Origin of the sequence: Bacillus sp. JNUCC-22 (assembly GCF_018861275.1) — a bacterium.
Classification (GTDB): domain Bacteria; phylum Bacillota; class Bacilli; order Bacillales; family Bacillaceae; genus Bacillus; species Bacillus velezensis.
In genome coordinates, this window is the sequence record NZ_CP076408.1 from 502,277 (window position 1) to 521,081 (window position 18,805).

The 18,805-nt window shown below is 37.4% G+C and carries 22 protein-coding genes and 3 pseudogenes; 16 read left to right on the forward strand and 9 right to left on the reverse strand.

What is annotated here, in order from left to right; genetic code table 11:
- Positions 1 to 189: 189 nt before the first annotated feature.
- The 3 genes and pseudogenes from JNUCC22_RS02620 to JNUCC22_RS02630 all read left to right on the forward strand — a co-directional run.
- Positions 190 to 510 (forward strand): annotated as a pseudogene (locus JNUCC22_RS02620) (MarR family transcriptional regulator); the annotation flags it as partial.
- Between the two features lie 210 nt (positions 511 to 720).
- Positions 721 to 957, forward strand: a complete 237-nt coding sequence (locus JNUCC22_RS19465) for a cystatin-like fold lipoprotein (RefSeq protein ID WP_223254676.1) — start codon at positions 721 to 723, stop codon at positions 955 to 957.
- 198 nt (positions 958 to 1,155) lie between these two features.
- Positions 1,156 to 1,581, forward strand: a complete 426-nt coding sequence (locus JNUCC22_RS02630; protein WP_003156152.1) for a MaoC family dehydratase — start codon at positions 1,156 to 1,158, stop codon at positions 1,579 to 1,581.
- A gap of 260 nt (positions 1,582 to 1,841) precedes the next feature.
- On the opposite strand, the gene JNUCC22_RS02635 is transcribed toward JNUCC22_RS02630, so the two are convergent.
- The 3 genes from JNUCC22_RS02635 to JNUCC22_RS02645 form a co-directional block, all read right to left on the reverse strand.
- Complete coding sequence (locus tag JNUCC22_RS02635; protein WP_012116882.1) at positions 1,842 to 2,183, reverse strand: MmcQ/YjbR family DNA-binding protein; 342 nt, start codon at positions 2,181 to 2,183, stop codon at positions 1,842 to 1,844.
- A 148-nt stretch (positions 2,184 to 2,331) separates the two neighbouring features.
- A complete protein-coding gene (locus JNUCC22_RS19670; RefSeq protein WP_225307344.1) occupies positions 2,332 to 2,433 on the reverse strand; it encodes a hypothetical protein in 102 nt (33 codons plus the stop codon).
- Between the two features lie 92 nt (positions 2,434 to 2,525).
- Positions 2,526 to 2,969 carry an Rrf2 family transcriptional regulator gene (locus JNUCC22_RS02645; RefSeq protein WP_108654912.1) on the reverse strand — a complete coding sequence of 148 codons (444 nt, stop codon included), beginning with the start codon at positions 2,967 to 2,969 and terminating at the stop codon, positions 2,526 to 2,528.
- 197 nt (positions 2,970 to 3,166) lie between these two features.
- Here JNUCC22_RS02645 and JNUCC22_RS02650 point away from each other — a divergent pair, with 197 nt between their 5' ends.
- The 5 genes from JNUCC22_RS02650 to JNUCC22_RS02665 all read left to right on the forward strand — a co-directional run bounded on the left by JNUCC22_RS02650 (position 3,167) and on the right by JNUCC22_RS02665 (position 7,254).
- Positions 3,167 to 3,805 (forward strand): NAD(P)-dependent oxidoreductase, encoded by a 639-nt coding sequence (locus JNUCC22_RS02650; protein WP_216062109.1) that lies wholly within the window; start codon positions 3,167 to 3,169, stop codon positions 3,803 to 3,805.
- Between the two features lie 195 nt (positions 3,806 to 4,000).
- Positions 4,001 to 4,126 (forward strand): hypothetical protein, encoded by a 126-nt coding sequence (locus tag JNUCC22_RS19605; RefSeq protein ID WP_257787082.1) that lies wholly within the window; start codon positions 4,001 to 4,003, stop codon positions 4,124 to 4,126.
- A 468-nt stretch (positions 4,127 to 4,594) separates the two neighbouring features.
- Entirely contained in the window at positions 4,595 to 5,170 is a 576-nt protein-coding gene (locus tag JNUCC22_RS02655) for a TetR/AcrR family transcriptional regulator (RefSeq protein WP_216062110.1), read from the forward strand.
- A gap of 58 nt (positions 5,171 to 5,228) precedes the next feature.
- Positions 5,229 to 5,978 carry an SDR family NAD(P)-dependent oxidoreductase gene (locus tag JNUCC22_RS02660; RefSeq protein WP_032866855.1) on the forward strand — a complete coding sequence of 250 codons (750 nt, stop codon included), beginning with the start codon at positions 5,229 to 5,231 and terminating at the stop codon, positions 5,976 to 5,978.
- 262 nt (positions 5,979 to 6,240) lie between these two features.
- A complete protein-coding gene (locus JNUCC22_RS02665; protein WP_039062671.1) occupies positions 6,241 to 7,254 on the forward strand; it encodes an NADP-dependent oxidoreductase in 1,014 nt (337 codons plus the stop codon).
- A 574-nt stretch (positions 7,255 to 7,828) separates the two neighbouring features.
- On the opposite strand, the pseudogene JNUCC22_RS02670 reads toward JNUCC22_RS02665, so the two are convergent.
- Positions 7,829 to 8,856, reverse strand: a pseudogene (locus JNUCC22_RS02670) (fatty acid desaturase).
- 146 nt (positions 8,857 to 9,002) lie between these two features.
- Between JNUCC22_RS02670 and JNUCC22_RS19675 the strand changes: the two are divergent.
- Together JNUCC22_RS19675 and cspC are read left to right on the forward strand one after the other, a co-directional pair.
- Positions 9,003 to 9,131, forward strand: a complete 129-nt coding sequence (locus JNUCC22_RS19675) for a molecular chaperone TorD family protein (protein ID WP_223252796.1) — start codon at positions 9,003 to 9,005, stop codon at positions 9,129 to 9,131.
- A gap of 446 nt (positions 9,132 to 9,577) precedes the next feature.
- Positions 9,578 to 9,781 carry a cold shock protein CspC gene (cspC, locus tag JNUCC22_RS02680; RefSeq protein ID WP_003156143.1) on the forward strand — a complete coding sequence of 68 codons (204 nt, stop codon included), beginning with the start codon at positions 9,578 to 9,580 and terminating at the stop codon, positions 9,779 to 9,781.
- A gap of 663 nt (positions 9,782 to 10,444) precedes the next feature.
- On the opposite strand, the gene JNUCC22_RS02685 is transcribed toward cspC, so the two are convergent.
- On the reverse strand, positions 10,445 to 10,906 hold the full coding sequence (locus JNUCC22_RS02685) for a CarD family transcriptional regulator (RefSeq protein ID WP_015416890.1): 462 nt from the start codon (positions 10,904 to 10,906) through the stop codon (positions 10,445 to 10,447).
- A 573-nt stretch (positions 10,907 to 11,479) separates the two neighbouring features.
- On the opposite strand from JNUCC22_RS02685, the gene JNUCC22_RS02690 reads away from it, so the two are divergent.
- Positions 11,480 to 12,160 (forward strand): aspartate/glutamate racemase family protein, encoded by a 681-nt coding sequence (locus tag JNUCC22_RS02690; protein ID WP_061047196.1) that lies wholly within the window; start codon positions 11,480 to 11,482, stop codon positions 12,158 to 12,160.
- A gap of 107 nt (positions 12,161 to 12,267) precedes the next feature.
- Here the strand turns inward: JNUCC22_RS02690 and JNUCC22_RS02695 are convergent, their stop codons facing one another.
- The 3 genes from JNUCC22_RS02695 to cotR form a co-directional block, all read right to left on the reverse strand.
- The gene (locus JNUCC22_RS02695) at positions 12,268 to 12,837 is read right to left on the reverse strand and encodes a DUF2812 domain-containing protein (protein ID WP_216062111.1); all 570 of its coding nucleotides are present in this window, start codon (positions 12,835 to 12,837) and stop codon (positions 12,268 to 12,270) included.
- A complete protein-coding gene (locus JNUCC22_RS02700; RefSeq protein ID WP_015416893.1) occupies positions 12,824 to 13,141 on the reverse strand; it encodes a PadR family transcriptional regulator in 318 nt (105 codons plus the stop codon). The genes JNUCC22_RS02695 and JNUCC22_RS02700 overlap by 14 nt, the downstream gene beginning before the upstream one ends.
- A 365-nt stretch (positions 13,142 to 13,506) precedes the next feature.
- Positions 13,507 to 14,472 (reverse strand): sporulation hydrolase CotR, encoded by a 966-nt coding sequence (cotR, locus tag JNUCC22_RS02705; protein ID WP_038457049.1) that lies wholly within the window; start codon positions 14,470 to 14,472, stop codon positions 13,507 to 13,509.
- Positions 14,473 to 14,749: 277 nt separating this feature from the next.
- On the opposite strand from cotR, the gene JNUCC22_RS02710 reads away from it, so the two are divergent.
- From JNUCC22_RS02710 to JNUCC22_RS02730, 5 genes are all read left to right on the forward strand, one after another.
- Positions 14,750 to 15,226 carry a DinB family protein gene (locus JNUCC22_RS02710; RefSeq protein ID WP_038457051.1) on the forward strand — a complete coding sequence of 159 codons (477 nt, stop codon included), beginning with the start codon at positions 14,750 to 14,752 and terminating at the stop codon, positions 15,224 to 15,226.
- Positions 15,227 to 15,261: 35 nt separating this feature from the next.
- Entirely contained in the window at positions 15,262 to 15,627 is a 366-nt protein-coding gene (locus tag JNUCC22_RS02715; protein ID WP_216062112.1) for a cupin domain-containing protein, read from the forward strand.
- Positions 15,628 to 15,789: 162 nt separating this feature from the next.
- Positions 15,790 to 15,975 carry a hypothetical protein gene (locus JNUCC22_RS02720; RefSeq protein ID WP_216062113.1) on the forward strand — a complete coding sequence of 62 codons (186 nt, stop codon included), beginning with the start codon at positions 15,790 to 15,792 and terminating at the stop codon, positions 15,973 to 15,975.
- A 242-nt stretch (positions 15,976 to 16,217) separates the two neighbouring features.
- The gene (locus JNUCC22_RS02725; protein ID WP_032866846.1) at positions 16,218 to 16,538 is read left to right on the forward strand and encodes a hypothetical protein; all 321 of its coding nucleotides are present in this window, start codon (positions 16,218 to 16,220) and stop codon (positions 16,536 to 16,538) included.
- Between the two features lie 402 nt (positions 16,539 to 16,940).
- Positions 16,941 to 18,287 (forward strand): FAD-binding oxidoreductase, encoded by a 1,347-nt coding sequence (locus JNUCC22_RS02730; protein WP_038463673.1) that lies wholly within the window; start codon positions 16,941 to 16,943, stop codon positions 18,285 to 18,287.
- Between the two features lie 73 nt (positions 18,288 to 18,360).
- Here the strand turns inward: JNUCC22_RS02730 and JNUCC22_RS02735 are convergent.
- Positions 18,361 to 18,762: pseudogene (locus tag JNUCC22_RS02735) on the reverse strand (VOC family protein).
- Positions 18,763 to 18,805 lie beyond the last annotated feature (43 nt).

Below are 18,805 nucleotides of genomic sequence, written 5' to 3' on the forward strand. Positions count from 1 at the left end.
TTATTTTATTGGTTGTGTCCTAATAATAAAACGTTGACGCAAGAACGAAGAGAAATTAAAAGGTCCGAGCAATACAGCAAAATAAGAAGCAAGAAGCTTTGTTATGCCAGTTCTTCTCCCGAAGGAGAGCTGGCTTTTTATTTTCTATATGGGGTCCAAAGAAGAAAACGAGAACTTGTACGCTAATCACAGTATTTGGTTCTTCTTGTTTTATGGGAGAAGGAAAAAATATCTGTTAAAGGTTTAGGCGAAGAATTATATCTAGACTCCGGAACATTAACTCCAGTTTTAAAACGACTTGAGGAGCGAGGTCTTATTATAAGAGAGCGTTCAAAAGAGGATGAACGAAGTGTAATTATTACGTTAACAACTGAAGGGAATGAGTTTAAAGAAAAAGTCACAATGATACCTAATGCAGTATTTGATAAAACCGGTTGTAATGAAGAAGAAATTAAAAGTTATAACAAGGAAATTCGTAATTTACTTAACATGCTGACATCTGAGCAATAGTTTTATGAATATAGATGGCGGGCCCAGCGGGTGGAATAACCCGTGGAGGTTCAAGTCCTTTCGGCCGCATCAATGATACCAAGGGTTTTGACACCCTTGGTATTTTTTGTTTATAAAAATTCATCTGTTACTGTCCACTTACTTATAGCAGGTCGTATGATTTGTCAGTCACCTTCATCCTTCTGCTGACTGCGTGCGGCGGCAGTAAATATGATAATGATTAATGAAGTGATGAAGCAGGAGAAGAAAGTCAGAAAAGAAATGCGAGCAGATTCAGATGAGCACAAAAGAGATAACGCTATAATTCGTGTATATGATGACGGGAAATATATTCAACTTGCGTTTTATCAGCCAGAAGAAAGTTCTCGCAAGCTTACTGCTTATTCTTATTATGAGAAGCTTGGAGATTCTTATGAGGAAATAGGAAATGGCACATATGCCGGGTGATGGTGATGGCGTCCGCCTTGGTCTTTATAAGAAAACACCTGATTATAAAGAGGTTAAAGGCAAGGAAACAAAAACAATGTGCTTGTTCATTCCTGATAGGGGAACAATTGTTTTACCATTAAGTTGTTGTGTGAGAGCCAGTATGTTAAAATGCTACGTAGATTTAATAATAAAGTTTAGATTCTAGGAGATTTATTTATGAAATTGGATGAATTTACTATCGGGCAGGTTTTTCAAACTAAATCTTTTGAATTAACAAAAGAGAATATAATGAATTTTGCAGAAGTGTATGACCCACAGTATATGCATTTAAATGAAGAAAAAGCAAAAATGGGCAGGTTTAATGGAATTATTGCTTCTGGAATACAAACGTTATCTATTACTTTTAAGCTTTGGATTGAAGAAGGGTGTCATGAAGACGATATTATTGCTGGGACAGGAATGAATAATATAAAATTCCTAGCACCCGTTTACCCTAATGATAAACTGAACACTATTGTTAAGGTTATTGATAAAAAACCAAATAAAAGCCAGACGGGGATACTTACTGTATTGTTATCTACCTATAATCAGAAAGAGGAAAAAGTGTTTGAAGGTGAGTTATCAGTATTAATTAAACGCTAAATGACCTTTGCGGCATATCATCGTCACCTTTCAATTTTTATAGGTGTCTGGATGAAATGAGCAATCATCTTAATGAATTGAGTGGACTTTGAGTCTGCTCTTTTTTATTTGTTCAACCTATTTCAAGAAACAAAGGACTCACAATAACGAAAACATCTCATAAATACAAATTTAAAAATTGCTGCCTTGAAGTTTTTTGCATATTCCTCTGTACCATTGCACCGGATGAATATCTATAATGAGCGTTCTATCCTTCGATGTTATGTTTCCTTTTTGCTTTTTGGTTTTGTCAGTTCAAAGCTGTACTTTACCATGTCATGGATTTGGTGCTCTGGGAGTCCCTCATCTAAGGTAAGAGTATTCCAATGCTCCTTGTTCATATGGTATCCGGGCTTGATTTCTTCAAAAAGACCACGTAGAAAATCAGCCCTTTCAGGTTCGCATTTAAGGTTGACACATAAGTGTTCGTCGCGAGTGAAGATAAGTGCAAATATTTTCTTATTCCCTTTGTGACGAATTGCAGTCCAACCATCTCCAAAAGGATGGTCTTCATAAGAGTTTGGAAAGGTTAGGCAGTAATCTTTTATTCCATCATAATTCATTATCAATTCACCCCATACCTCATTATTTTTATATACAGAACATATTCGTTCAAACTAAGATTTGCGGTTTCTTTTATACCAATCCGAGATTTCCTCAAGTCTTTGTTTGAACTTAGCTTCTGAACCTTGAGTTGTTGGATAGTAATACTCAACGCCCTATTAAAGAATCTGGCATCGTCTGCATTGTCGTTAATTTTTCCTCTGTATCATGAGCATATTTATATCCCTTACCGTAATCTAAATCTTTCATCAAAAGGAGCAGACTTTATGTCTGCTCTTTTTTTGTTCATGAAAAGCCATTTTTTTATCCCCAGTCTGATAAAAGATTTTCTGTGAAATCATTTAATAATTATTGGTCAATTTTTCTTTTTCAATAATATCCTTTACCACATCCTCAATTGTGATATGCCCAAGAGCTTTTTCCAAGGCAGATTGGGCGATTTCAAATATTGGACCAATTGTACTTTGAATGTTCCGGCCTACAGGACATTGAGGATTGGGATTTTCATGTATACTAAACAATTCTTTATCTTGAACAACATTAACTGCTCTATAAACATCAAGTAAGGTGATTTCAGTTAAATCCTTCGCTAATTCAGCTCCTGCAATACCTGGCCGAACTTTTACTAAACCTGCTTTTTTCAGCATCCCCACAATTTTTCTTATGAAGGCGGGATTTGTATTTACACTTCCAGCTAAAAATTCAGAAGTGCTAATTCCGTCTTCATTTATTTCAATAAGAGCCAATATATGAATTCCTACAGCAAAACGGCTGCTAATAGACATGATTTCTTCACCATCCTCATTACTTTACACTCTTTATAGTACACTTGTAACTGAATGTATTACAAGTTCTTTTACTCTAATATGCTCAATTAACAAGATGATAAAAGTATTGACAAATAGAAAAGGTGTAACTAAAATTATTACATGTAATCAATATGGTTACATTTAAAATTTTGAATGATTAGGAGGACTTTAAATTGAAAATTGGAATCATTGGTGCAACCGGAAAAGCTGGAAGTCTTATCTTGAAAGAAGCGGTAAGCAGGGGACATGAAGTAACTGCAATTGTAAGAGATGCTGCAAAACTTAAAGAGGAAAAGATTGCAGTCATTGAAAAAAATATAATTGATCTTACATCGGATGATCTAAAAAAGTTAGATGTAGCAGTTAATGCCTTCGGTGCTCCATTAGGAGAAGAACAGGCACATGTAGATGCTGGCCGGGCATTAATTAGGGCATTAAAAGGAACGGATACAAGAGCCGTAATTGTAGGTGGAGCAGGGAGTCTTTATGTAGACGAAAATAAAACTGTCAGTGTAATGGATACACCTGATTTCCCGGAGATTTTTATTCCGACAGCCAAAGGGCAAGGTCGTAACTTGCAAGAACTAAAGGAAACTTCTGGTATTAACTGGACATTTATCAGTCCTTCAGCGGTATTTGACCCAGACGGGAAAAGAACTGGATTTTATCAGTCAGGAAAAGATCATCTTCTTGTGAATTCGAAAGGCGAAAGTTATATCAGCTATGCAGACTATGCAATTGCAGTATTGGATGAAATTGAAAATCCAAAACATATAAATGAACGCTTTACTGTTGTTGGAGAAGCTGAATAATTGAGTAGAAACAAAGGGTACCATTAGTGTCATCGCTAATGGTATTTTCCTTCTAAGAATGTACGGAGACATTGAAAATTTTGCAATCAGAGCAGCTGATTATTTTTATGAAAAAGGGGATTTATCACGTTCCAATGAGTATTATCGACTGAGATTGAAGCGAGACGAAAAAATAAAAAAAAGGGGAGATTATTAATGAAGATCAGCCTGACTTTGTTTACAGTCATTTTATTGGGCAGCATCGCAGGAGTGGTTTTAACAAATAATGTCCCTGTTATCAAAGCTCCTTTTCACGTTGCTGATGACAGAGTAGGTGCTTAGTGATTCAGATCTAAAAACACAAAAAAGCTCTGACTAGCAACCTTTGTGGATTAGTTAGAGTTTTTTTTATTTGACTGTGTTACCCAGTGTAATCCTCCGTATTGTTTAATACACTTTAGTTTGAAAATCCGGGAAACTCTTCTACAGTTCCTATTTCGTGTCCAAAGTGTGAATATTCCAGCGGGGAACTTTACTGAAATGAGGGGTATTTTCGAAAACACACCAGTATGCTTTATGACCTGCCGTCAATGACATTAAAGAAATGATTTGATGAAAAATAAAAAGGAGCGATATTCGTTAAAATTCAGGTAGTAGCCATGCATAGCATATAAAACACATGATTTAATTCTAAATTCTTTACTGATCGTTCTTAAATTTGATATACTTGAAATACGTCAGATCTAACTGTTTTGCTACTCAAATGAGAATGATCGTTCTTTAATTATTTAAGAATGAAGGAGGGATAACATGGCTAGAAATAAAGAATTTGATGAAAAAAAAGCATTAAGAAAAGCAATGGACCTGTTCTGGGAACAGGGGTATGAAAAAACATCCATGCAAGACTTGGTGGACCATATGGGCGTTCACCGCAGAAGTATCTATGATACATTTGGCGACAAACATACTTTATTTATGCGAGCCTTAAGTCACTATGTAGAAGTAATGGAAGTAAGAATGAAGAATGAAGTGAAAACAGAATTAACGGTTAAGCTGGCTATACGAAAATTATTTGAAATGGTTATTTACCCAAAAGAAGATCAGCCAAAAGGATGTTTAGCTGTTAATGCAGCTGTTGAATTATCCCTAATAGATGAAGAAGTAGCTAAGAAAATCACAGAGATTTTTATAAATGCGGAAGCATTATTATTTGATCTGCTAAAACATGGTCAAAAACAAGGAGAAATTTCTAAACACCATGACATTAAAGGGCTTTCTCAATTTATTCATAATTCACTCGTAGGGATACGAGTATTAGCAAAAACGACAAATGATAAGGAAAAATTAGAAAACATTATTGATTTGACTTTGTCGACACTAGACTGAATCTATTTTGTTATATGGATTAACTAATTAGAAAATTTGTTTTCGAGGAGAGAATAATATGAAGTACACAGTTATTACAGGAGCAAGCTCAGGTATAGGATATGAGACAGCATTGGAATTTGCTGCTCGCGGCAAAAACTTAATTATTGTAGCTAGAAGATTAGATAAATTAGAAGAGCTTAAATCAACCATTCAGAATATTAATCCTGATTTGGATGTTATTATTCGTACAAGTGACTTATCTGTCACAGCTCAGGCATACACACTGTATGACAATTTAAAGGAATATCAAATTGAGACTTGGATTAATAATGCCGGGCTTGGTGAATCTTCTTCTGTCACGGATCAGAATTTAGATAAAGTGGAAACCATGCTACGTGTAAACGTAGAATCCTTAACGATTCTTTCTACACTATTTGTACGTGATTATTCGGATGTAGAGGGAACTCAGTTAATTAACGTATCATCAGCACTCGGATATGCAATTGCTGTTGGCAGTATTACTTATTCTGCATCTAAATACTTTGTCAGTGCATTTACAGAAGGCCTTGCAAAAGAACTTGAACGCAAAGGTGCGAAAATGAAGGTGAAAGTTTTAGCGCCAGCAATCACGGAAACAGAATTCATGAAAACTGCATCTGATACGAAAGAATATGATTACAAAGCAAATATCCCGATGTACCACACAGTTGAGCAAGTGGCGAGTTTTATGATGGAGCTTTATGATAGTAATCAAGTAGTAGGAGTTGTAGACGGAAACTATGAATTTCAATTAAGAGATCAAATCTATCCGATTCTAGAGATGTAATATTTCAAGTTATTAAACCTATATAACGATGCTCTACATCAATAACACTAGGAAGATGAGAAACATTTATTCACAGTATCGGTCTATAAAATTTAATTATTTGAGAATGATCGTTCTAAAAATGACTGCTGTTTAGGTGGAGGGTTAATCATAAAATTGGAAGTCAGACTTCGTTAAAAGAAAGATTCCCCTCCACCTAAACGATTATATAAAAAGGTAAAAACCTAATAAACGTAATATGATAGAGGATGCTGATAAAAAAATGAAAAAACTTATGAAAGCAGCTCAGATCACCAAGTATTCAAAAGATCTCTATGCCCAAATCAATGACATTCCAATTCCAGAAATCGATGACAATGAAGTCTTGGTAAAGGTCAAAGCTGCGGCAGTCAATCCACTCGAAATGTTAATTATTACAGGCAGCGTGAAACTGATTCAAGATTATGAATTCCCATTAACGCTTGGTAATGAATTGACAGGAGTTATCGAAAAAGTCGGAAAAAATGTGGCAGAATTTCACGTAGGAGATGCCATCTATACACGTCTCCCCCTCGAAAAAATTGGCGCTTTTGCGGAATATGCCGCAATTGATGCTGCCGCAATTGCACCCATGCCAAAAAATTTGTCTTACGTGGAAGCCGCTGCTGCACCACTGGCTGGACTCACAGCGTATCAAGGTCTGCATGAAGAACTTGAGGCACAGTCAGGTAAATCTGTCTTCATTCCAGGTGGATCAGGCAGCTTTGGTCAGATGGCTGTACCAATCGCAAAGGCAATGGGCCTAAATGTCATTGTTAGCGGCAGCTCAGAAGCGCGCGAACGCATTTTGGAAATGGGTGCAGATCAATATTTGGATTATTCAACAGAAAACTATGTTGACTTGTTGTCAAATGTGGATTATGTGATTGATACACTGGGACCTAAAGAATTTGACAGTGAATTGAGTATCATCAAACCGGGCGGAAGATTGCTCTCTCTCCGTACAGGACCAAATAAACGCTTCGGAAAAGACCGGAATTTTCCATTGTGGAAACAAATGCTATTTTCCCTTGTTGGCGCAAAGTATGATCGCAAAGCCAAGAAACAAAACGTGGAATACCATTTTATCTTCGTTCGTTCTGACGGCGCACAACTTAAAGAGATTACCAAAATCATTGAAGAAAACAACATTGCTCCAGCAATTCATCCAATACAATTTACCATAGACAACGTAAATGAAGCGCTAGAACTAGTCGCAAATGGACGGCCAAAAGGGAAAGTGATTATTCAATTTTAAGGGGAATACAAAGAAAACAGTCAAAAAGTTAAGATCGTTTATGCAAAGGATTTTGAAAGGCAATATTAAGGTGTTACAAACCGCGAGTTCTGCTGATTAAGAAATGGAAAGATAAAAAGCTAGAACAAATCATAGAAAAACTTCATCAAGCCAGAGTTCATTATAAAACATGGAGAACTAGCCATTTCAATTAGGCGGTTACTCTAATAGACATGTCACCAGTAACAAGACATTAACTGTCTTGAAATGAAAACCTACTCCATTTTTACTCCCAAATAAAAATAAATCGAAGTAAACATTCATAATCAAAATAAACAAATGCTGATATTATAGGCTTTTGTAATTCATAATAAAGAATCACTTTATTGAGGGCCCAGCGGGTGAATAACCCGTGGGTTCAAGTCCTCTCGGGCGCATCTCAATGATACCAAGGGTTTTGACACCTTTGGTATTTTTTTGTTGTAAGTGCATGTGGCATTAAAAAAGTGCTGACCTCTGCACAAAATCTTTGCGCGAGTCTGCACTTTTATTATGCAAGATACACTGCCCATTATCATCGATTATGGGCGTTTATTTAATCCGTTCTTAGCCGAGCTGATACCTGGCTTTTAGAAGTTTTTTTAAAGTGGGTAAAACCAACAAATTTTTTGCCTTCTTCATCCCATAGGCGGAACTTTAACGACTTAATACTTGTTGCCAGTGTGATGGTCGGAACGTTTTGCAATGGTTCAGTGTTGTTATGCACGATTTCAAGCTTATAGTTTGGGACTCTTGGGCTTAAATGATGAACATGATGGAAACCGATATTGCCTGTTAACCATTGCATGACTTTTGGAAGCTTATAAAAAGAGCTTCCTTCAACGGCTGCTTTTACATATTCCCAATGCTCATCTTCTTCGAAATATGAATCCTCAAACGTATGCTGAATATAAAACATCCAAATTCCAAGGGATCCCGATATCATAAAAATTGGCGTCTGGACCAGCAGAAAGGTTTGCCAGCCGATAGCCCAACATAAAAGTGCTGCCAAAGCGACGATCCCCAGGTTTGTTACATATGTATTCATCCGTTCTTTGCGTTTTGCTCCTTTACGATTAAAACGATTGGTAATCCCGAAGACGTAAATCGGTCCGATAATAAACATAACAAACGGATTTCTGTACAAACGGTACATTATTTTGTCTTAGTTGAGGCTTCTTTATATTCCTCAACAGTCAGTACCCAAATATCGCCCGTACCGCGTTTGTCCAGGTTGCTGCTTGTCGCATGATGGACAGAATGATCGTGTGCCCAATGATCAAACGGATGCAGAGTCAGAATTCCTGTTATTGTTCCAAGGATTCGATTCGCCTTTCGGTTCTTAAAAAAGGAATAGTGGCAGCAATCATGAAAGATGATGAAGGTTCTTACTAAAAAACCTGCCGCAACGACAGAAATCGCTGATGTAAGGAAATAAGAAATGGACAAGCTCTTATATGCCAAATACCATAGCAGGAAAAATGGCACCAATGTGTTAATGATTTGACATATACTTTTTTGTAAATCGGACTTTTCATAGGGTGTAACCAGTTTTCTCAAAGTCCTTAGGTTTTGTTCATTCATTTTTTAAAAATTTCCCCTTCCCTGATGTTCTTCTATGTATCGAAAACGTTTGTCTTTGAAGTCACAGCGTCATACACCATAGATGATAAGTATCTTTCCCATTTGTTTGTGAAATTATTGGAAATGAGATACTTTTTTCCAGGCCGATTAAATCTTTATTAGCAGAACCAGCCGGAATACAAAAGGTGTATGAAGATTATACCCAGCTCTTTATCGGGCCAAACTCTCTCCATGCTCCCCAATGTGAATCGGTTTATTTAGACCGTAAACTTTGATTGTTTGAGGAACAAACATGACAAGTTAATACCGTTAAAATAGAGGTATACCTGAGTGATCGTTTGGAAACATCTGCAGAAACAAAGCTATACCAGTGAACAGCCAAGAATATCTTGTACTTGAACAAGAAACAGCTGAGCTTTTTAAAGAAATCTTTAACAATCAATATGAAGTACTGGGTTTGAAGGCACTCGTGATTCATTTTCACGGTGTTTTCAAACCATAGCTATTAATAGGCATCTTATTTTGCACTGGTATCGACAGGTTTAACAAATAAAACATGAATGAACACATTATTAATTTGCAGTTATTTCCGTTTCGTGATATGATAAAGGAGAATTATTTTTGTTCGTGTAAAGGATAGTATGAATATCGACTTTTCGTCTTGATGATACTTTGGGCAAGGATAGTAATACAATGTGTAACACACTAGGAGGCAACAAAAATGGAACAAGGTACAGTTAAATGGTTTAATGCAGAAAAAGGTTTTGGATTTATCGAACGTGAAAATGGAGACGATGTATTCGTACACTTTTCTGCAATCCAAAGTGACGGATTCAAATCTTTAGACGAAGGTCAAAAAGTAACGTTTGACGTTGAGCAAGGTGCTCGCGGAGCTCAAGCTGCTAACGTTCAAAAAACTGCTTAATCTTCAATCGTTTATACAAACAGGCTCTTTATATAGGGCCTGTTTTTTTATGTTCTCTGTATCATAGTGAATAAAAAAACCCTACTCAACGTTCGAGTAGGGACAGTTGCTACAAGGTAAGAAAAAGGTTTAAAACCTCAAAGGATTGTTTACAGTATAACATACCGGATTGACGATATGTGGAATATATATAAATGATTTGTTTTTATGTTCTCAATATAACTGTATGTTATTCTTTGTTACATTTCGCATATCTCTTTTATGAAAAGAAGATAAACAACTGCTATTCACTGTGGGAGCAGATGTAAGAAATTCTTAAAGATAAAGAGGAGAGTGGTTGTTTTTTCTTCTGGAAATAATCACTTAGACCTAAAACAATGAAAGCCCTGCCTCTCTTCCATCCTTACGGCTCCATGTCCGTGCCAGTGTGAATCAGGATTACAAAAATCAAGTGACTATTTCATCGAGTTTTTTGATAAAACATCAAATGTTCGTTGAAGAAATTTTTAATAATAAAAACAGATTAGATTGTAGGAATAATAAAAGAGGTTAATGTTCTAAAAGTAAGTTGAAGAAGTTAAACGTCTTTGAAATATTTTAATCGTAATATTCCGAAAACTCGCGGGTGCTTTTTGGAATGCAAAACATTATTTAAAATTAACCTTAGCAGAAACTTTTTATTTGTTTTTCAGTGATTCCTTTAATGACTTCCAGTTCACTAATCAAAAATTCATATGCATCATCCAACATTTTTTTTTCGCTTGAATTAAGTGCTTTTTCTTTCTTCATTCGCATTAAATCACGTACAACTTCAGCGCCTTCTTGTATTTCACCCGTTTTTATTTTGTTCGTGTTTACTATATACCTTTGCTTCCACGGCAGTAACCTATCTGATTCTCCATGCTGAAAAATGTGTATAATGTGTTTTAATGCACGTATATCAGTAACTGGCCGTATATTTGAACTCAATATTTTACGCGTTGGAATCATAACTGTCATATTACTGATTGACATTCTTATGACATAATACTGTTGTTTTTCCTCTAAGAATTGTTTTTCTTCTATGGCTTCAATTGTACCTGCTCCGTGCATTGGATAAACAATGTTATCGCCAATTTGAAACATATAATCCACCTCCATATATGGGAACTTAACTTAAGGTTATCACATATGGAGTGAGATATCAAATTTTTAATGATAACATGGTCATTTAATGGTGTCAATAACTTTTTTTAAAAAAACAACATCAAAACAAGAGGGAACCTGTGGGATTCCCAAAAAAGGAAAGATCAATTCAATTGGTCCGTGTATATCTTGGAATCTCGACTAATTAACAGAGATCAGTTTTTCGTTGAAAATGAGTTATTAAATCTCCTTTAGGAGTTCATGACTTGACATCAATGACACTTTACTAATCTATATGGGCACAATTTAATCACCGATTTTTAACCATAATTCATGAAAACATATAGAAATGATGAAAGTGGAAGATAGAGAGTGTAATGAAAACAAGCTTTCATAACCTTAATGTATCTGCCATTCTTCTGCGTGCGGCGGAATTAGATATGATAATTCGATTAATGAAATGATAAAATAGGAGAAGACAGCCAAAAAGAAATGAGAGCAGATTCAGATGCGAAACACAAGAATAACTCATCGTGATCGTATTCGTACACATTTTTACAGAGGAGGACAATTATGATTGGAATACTGGCAGGAATGGGGCCAAAATCTACTGGGCCATTTGTAGATAAGGTAGTAGACGAGTGCCAAAAAATATATGGAGCAATACATGACATGGATTTCCCTCATATGATGATTTATTCTTGTCCGACTCCTTTCTATATGAATAAACCTCTCAATCATACGGACATGGAAAAGGCAATTATTGAGGGGGCTGTAAAGCTTGAAAAAACGGGTGTTGATTTTATTGCCATCCCATGTAATACCGCACATATCTATTTTAACCAAATAAAAAAATCGCTTTCAGTCCCTTTACTAAACATGGTTGATGAAACCATAAAAAAAACACCTAAAGGCTCCAAAAAAGCAGCTCTTTTAGCCACCGTTCCTACGGTTCAATCTGGAATATTTCAAGAAGCGTTAAACAGAGAAAGTTATGATTTTTTACATCAAGATAGTTGGCAAATCTATGTCGATCAAATAATAGAAAAAATTAAACAAGGTCAAATCGATGAGGCTCGTACATTATATGATGAATTACACCGTGACTTAGCAGAAAAGGTTGATACGGTTATCATTGCATGTACGGATTTAAATATGGTCACGGATCAAAAAAGCAGCGGACTTACCTTTGTTGATTCATCAGCTTGTCTCGCTCAAGCCATTGTAAATAAGTATGTATTATTAACAAAATAAGCCGTCTGATTTATCAGCAAATTCAGGGCGCTTTTTTTCCGTTAAAGCGCCCGGCTTCGGCAAATACATGATCCTCGAGTTACTTCTTTGAATGTAACTTCCCCGCGTTATTGTTCTTTTAACATTGAATACTTTCGATACGCTTTATAGAAACTGCAGCCAAATAGAACAGCCATAAGGGCGGGAAGCGACCTCAAAAGGGCAAATGGAGTTTCAAATAAAAATGCTTTCCAAAACATTGCGCTTTCCATACTCCACAGACCTTCAGTTAAATATAAACCTGAATCCTTGTAAATCAAATAAGAATAAAACAAGCACAGTAAACCAAAACAAGATGAAAAACTCATTAGTCTTTTATAATAATTACTCTTTGATTGGCGATCCGAGAAGATTTCATTTTGATCATCATCTTCTTTTTGCCAATATCGAGTTCCGCTAAGCCATGGGCTGTTTATATAACTCCAGCCGAAGTCTTCATAGATCTCTTTGTAGTCTTTGAACTTTTTCTTTGATAAATAATCTTGATAATCCAGTCGCATTACATATTTTTTGTCGGTTTTTTTGAAAGTGTATATTCCTAATCCGCTGATATTTGTACAGTGATAGCCTTTTTGTAGGTGCTCGTTCAGCCATTGCTCCTCTTTTTCAATATCAAAAAACATCTTAAATTTCTTCATTCGATTCACTTCCTTCGTACAGGGATAAAATATGAAGTAATCTGTTTTGTTCCATTTTCAAAATGGCGCTTCCTTCCGCAGTTATCATATAAACTTTTCTCCGGCCCGATTCTCCAACAGGTTCAATCCAGCCATGCTTATTCAAGTTTTCAATCGCGCCGTATAATGTGCCGGCTGCTAAAATAACAGTTCCGTTACTCATCTTTTCGATCTTCTGCATGGCAGCATAGCCATGAAGCGGCTCCCGCAGAGCTAATAAAATATAATGCATGGTTTCAGACAGCGGTAATAATTTATGTTTCATATCCTCATCCTCTATTCAGTCTGACTATATAGTTAAACTTAATACAGTTCAACTGAATAGTCAATGGTCTTTTCAAAATTTGTCAAGGAACTTGAAAATCAAATCTAAAAAGTCGCTTTTCTTACGTAATGGGAAGCGACTACTGAGTAGTCCTATTCAATTAAATGGCCCGATTGTTGGATGTAATGCTTAACTTCAGTGCTTGAAATGCCGGGTGGTAATAAGCTAAGCTTTCACTTTATCGAATGCCCAGCGTATAAACACCCCGTAAAGGTCCAAACCCTCTCGGCCGCATTAATAATACCAAGGGTGTTGAGTCCCTTGGTATTTTTTGTTCATTGAATTATTATAAACTTCTAACTTAGTTAATGGCTGTCGTTCCAGTTTTTCTCTATAAATGTATTCACAGGCTGTAAGTTGGTTTTGTTCGCAATTTCAATGACAGCGGGAACCACGGAAGGGTCTGTTTTGGAGAAGTTAGGAATCCGCGGATCTAACCGGAAAAAGCGATCTCCCAGCAGATTCGCGCTGACCATAGATTCATAGTAGCCATTTCCGCCGGAGATCATCTGAAGAAATGGCAGTAATGGTTCATTAGGCGACCTGTCCAAAAGGACTCCCCAATTTGGAGGAAGGTTCTTCAGATTTTCGGGACGTATGTTATCCGCACTCACCATTCCCCATCCCCTCGTATCTCTTCTTAACCGAGTCGGGGCTTCACCTGTACCGATGGATAGTGCCGCAATTTGATCCAGTGGCACGTTGGCTTTACCAACCGCAAACGCGATACTGGCCGTACTGGGGTTCGTTGCCACTACATATCCGTCCACGTAGTTTTGATAGGCGCGCTGCGTCGCGGGAGCACCGCTGCTCCGCAGTATGACATCACTCACTTTCTCATTTAAATAGGGAGAGCCGGGAAAGTTGTGAAATAATACGGGCGTCCAACGATCCAGTGCCGGGGAGTATAATTTGAATGAAGGGACAACAATTCGTTTTCTTAGATCTTTAAGGCGAAGGCCTGGCGGGAAAAAGTTTCGTACCGCTTTAATAAAACCGGAATATGGTAATTGTTGATTGAAAACAGGTCCGCCCGGCCGGGACGTGCTGAATGCGGGCAGGATTTCATCCTTAAAATACTGAAGTGTTTCCCTCGGAGATCTTCCGCTTGCTAATGCAAGGGCAGTAAATGAACCGATTGAATTTCCCGCAAATACGTGGGTTCGACTTATTAATTCTGGATTTTCTTCAGCCAGTCTGTTCAATAGCTGTAAACTTAAAGCACCTAAGGTTCCGCCCCCGTCAAAGGTCATGATCCGATATTTTGCCAAAGCTGATTTCTCCTTTCTGATGAAAACTATCATTCAGTATATGTTCAGCCAGAGTCTATTGTATGGATGAATGAATATCTCTTTATCTTAAAATTGTTCGATTTATCAATCTAGCGAGTTGTTTCTCACCATTTTTAACACCGCGTCTGTCAATGATGTGGATGGGACTATTTATTTAGAGGCGAAAGGAATATATCTTTAATTTTTTGAGGCAGCTCATGAAGGTATTCCTGGAAAGAAGGAGAATAGGTTATAAAAATAAAAGGGGGAAAAATATTTGAATACGATTGACCTTATCGTTTTACATTTTGAAGAGGTGAGACGGCGAAGCATCAAGTTATGGACAGCTATACCTGAGGAAAAAATGGACTGGCGCCCGGATTCCGAAGCCATGTCGTGTAAAGAAATGATAAGACACATATTAGAAGCAGAATTTCTTTATCATCAAATTTTAATGAAAAATATGAGTGAGTTTTCAGAGGAAACTATTAATCCTTATGAATCAAAAATGTTTACCACTGTAAGCGAAGAATTAGAATTTGCAAAACCGTATCGGGCCGAGTTTTTGACATTCATCAAATCGTTAAACGAAACAGATTTAACAAATATAAAGATTGACAGGTCTGATGTTGGATATATTCGCGAACTAGGAGACATGTTATTAAGAATCGCTTACCATGAGTCCGTACATACCGGTCAGCTTTTAGACTATCTCAGAACTGCTGAGGTTGACAGGCCTTTAATTTGGGACTAGTTAAATGATTGAGTTTTACACGGGAAGGGGAAAGAATGGAATATAAACCGATTAATTTTCAAGAGAAATTAGCTGCGTTCCAAGATCAATGGTTTCCAAAAGTAATCGCTGAAATGAATGATTATCAATTTAAACTTGTTAAGGTACAAGGGGATTTTGTTTGGCATAAGCATGACGAAACAGATGAAGTCTTCATTGTCATTAAGGGTAATTTAATCATTGAATTTCGTGATGGAGAAGTAACATTAAATGAAGGTGAAATGTTTGTCATTCCGAAAAATGTTGAACATAAACCTTATGCAGAATCAGAGTGTAACATTTTGCTTGTAGAACCTAAAGGTGTTGTGAATACCGGGCAGGAAATAACTGATCAAACAGCTGAAAATGATGTCTGGGTCTAGCCTGTAACAAAAAAATGATCAAAAATCCGAAAGATCGAAGACGATTAGAGAAAATGATCAGGAAAACCAATTAAGAATGATTTAAGGTAAATTATTGAAAAATTTTGTTAATATTATAATACATTGTTTTGAAATGTAATCATTTTATAAGGAGTTTTCTAATTGCGTTGGAGTAAATGGTTCAATATTTTTTGTATAGCAGCATTGGGGTCAATATATGGCTATAAATTGTTTACTAACCAAGAAGTCAGTACGACTCGTTTAATCATAGCTGCTGCAATTATTTTGTTGAACATTGTCGGACTTTTTAGCAAAGAACCAGTAAAACAAACACAGCAAGCAAACTAAAAGTCAAAAACACAAAAAGTTGGTACAGAAGGATGTTGCAGCGCGCAGCATCCTTTTTTCGTAGTCTCCCTTTTTACGCTGCTTATCATAAACATTTAAGTTTCATCAAGCATCCAGAATCTGTTGTATCGATAAATGAAAATTGCCCTAAAATGTGCCGGTTCATCATAATACCAGTCCAAGCTGCAGTTATTTCTATACATAGTATGTAGAGATTAAAAAATGAGAGAAGGAGTGGCGTAATGTATTATAACGAAGGTGAAGATCAACAGTACGTTCAGAAGAAAAAGCCATACAACGAAGCCTGTGACCTTGGCCATGATTTTGATATGGCGGACGACGCAGCAAGAGCGGAAGCAGCAAGAGAAGCAGAAGCGAGAGCCAGAGCGGAAGAAGCAATAGCAAGGGCGGAAGAAGCAAGAGCCAGAGCAGCAGAAGCAGCAAAAGCAGCAGCAGAAGCAAAGGTAGAAGCGGCAAAATTAGCAGCCAAAGCGAAATGTAAAAAACGTCATAAGAAAGAGAAAAAACATGATTGCAAACGTAAGCACAAGAAGAAAAAATAAGATCTTTTCATCATGTAAAAGATAAGATTCAATGTGTATTGATTTTAACCGTACAGGGGTGCAAAAACGATAAAGAATAAGATTCTTTGTCGGGGGATCAAGCAGAAAGATTGCTCAGCCGGTGTCTCAGCAGAACCACGCATGGCAGGGCAAACATAATTTTCTATGGACTTCCATAGTTAAGTCGGGATATAACGCCAATAAATGTAAGTGCCTATCATGATAAAAAAGGCAGGAGAGACAAGAGTTTCGGCAGCTTGCCGCTCTTGTCTTTTTTTTTGTTTTTATATCATTTTCGCGTATATGTATCTATTTTTAAGTTTGCAGAACATCTGTCTAAGAATTTGTCCAATTCCTGCATATACTGGTATCGGAATCAAATGCTTATTGGGAGTGAAATAGATGGGATCAGCACAGTTAACAGGACGCGTCATCTTCAAAGGGGACCCCGGCTATACACAGGCGGTTAAGAATTGGAACCCTTATGTTGATGTCTGTCCGCTTGTCTTTGTTTTTGCCCAAAATTCATACGATGTAAGTAATGCTATTAAATGGGCTCGTGAGAAGAATGTGCCTATGCGTGTCAGAAGCGGCCGCCATGCTCTGGATAAAAATCTTTCCACGGTAAGTGATGGGATTGTTATTGATGTGAGTGACATGAATAAAGTTTTCTTAGATGAAAAAAACGCGGTAGCAACCGTTCAAACCGGCATTCACGTCGGCCCGCTTGTAAAAGGTTTAGCTCGGGAAGGTTTTATGGCCCCGTTCGGAGACAGTCCAACCGTCGGAATCGGAGGAATCACAATGGGAGGCGGATTTGGAGTGCTTTCCCGATCGATCGGCCTGATAAGCGATAACCTTCTCGCACTGAAAATGGTAGATGCCAAAGGCAGGATTATTCAAGCAAATCAATCCCGCAATGAAGATTTACTGTGGGCTTCCAGAGGCGGCGGGGGAGGCAATTTCGGATATAACACCCAATATACATTCAAAGTTCACCGTGCCCCTAAAACCGCAACCGTCTTTAATATCATTTGGCCGTGGGAACAGTTAGAAACGGTATTTAAAGCGTGGCAAAAATGGGCGCCGTTTACAGACGAACGATTAGGATGCTACCTTGAGATTTACAGCAAAGTAAATGGTTTGTGCCATGCGGAAGGATTGTTCCTCGGTTCAAAACCGGAGCTGATTCAATTATTAAAACCTTTATTAAATGCCGGAACGCCGGCACAAACAGTAATCAAAACACTATACTACCCGGATTGTATAGATTTCTTAGATCCTGACGAACCGATTCCCGGCAGATCTGATCAGAGTGTTAAATTCTCCTCGGCGTGGGCGCTCAATCTTTGGCCGGAAGAACCTATTGCAGTAATGAGACAATTTTTAGAAAAAGCGACTGGGACAGAAACCAACTTCTTTTTTATCAATTGGGGAGGCGCGATAAGCAGAGTTCCAAGCAGTGAAACAGCCTTCTATTGGCGCCGTCCATTATTTTATACGGAATGGACGGCCAGTTGGGAAAATAAATCACAAGAAGCTTCGAATCTTGCATCAGTTGAAAGAGTGCGTCAGCTGATGAAACCATATGTAACAGGTTCATATGTGAATGTTCCGGATCAAAATATCGAGAACTTCGGAAAAGCATATTATGGCTCAAACTTTGCAAGGCTTCAAAGAATAAAGGCGAAATACGATCCCGAAAATGTATTCCGTTTTCCGCAAAGCATCCCGCCATCGTATAAATAGGTTGATCGTTTTGGGAAACAAATAAAAAACACACCAGAACTTTCAGGTGTGTTTTTATTGTTGCTAAATTGGGTTATTCAATTGCATCCCAGTGCGGATTCCAAACGATTTCCCATAAGTGTCCATCGGGGTCTTGGAAGTGACCGGAGTATCCGCCCCAAAAAGTATCATGAGCGGGATCAGTTATCGTTGCTCCTGCCTGTTTTGCCTGTTCCATGACTTTATCGACTTCAGCTTTACTGCCAACATTATGTCCTTATGTAAATTCTGCAGGGCTTGGCGCAGTTAACGTAACGTTTGTTTCATGTGCGATGTCTTTGCGGTCCCAAAGGGCAAGTTTCAGTCCCGTTTGCAAGTCGTTCAAATCTGTACCGGCTGTTCCTTCTGTAGGCAGACCCAAGTCATCTCGATAGAAGTGAAGCGATTTTTCTAAATTGTCTGCGCCTAAAGTAATTACTGTAATCCGCGGCTTCATAGCAATCATTGATCAAGAGCAATATAAAGTATTGGACATTTTC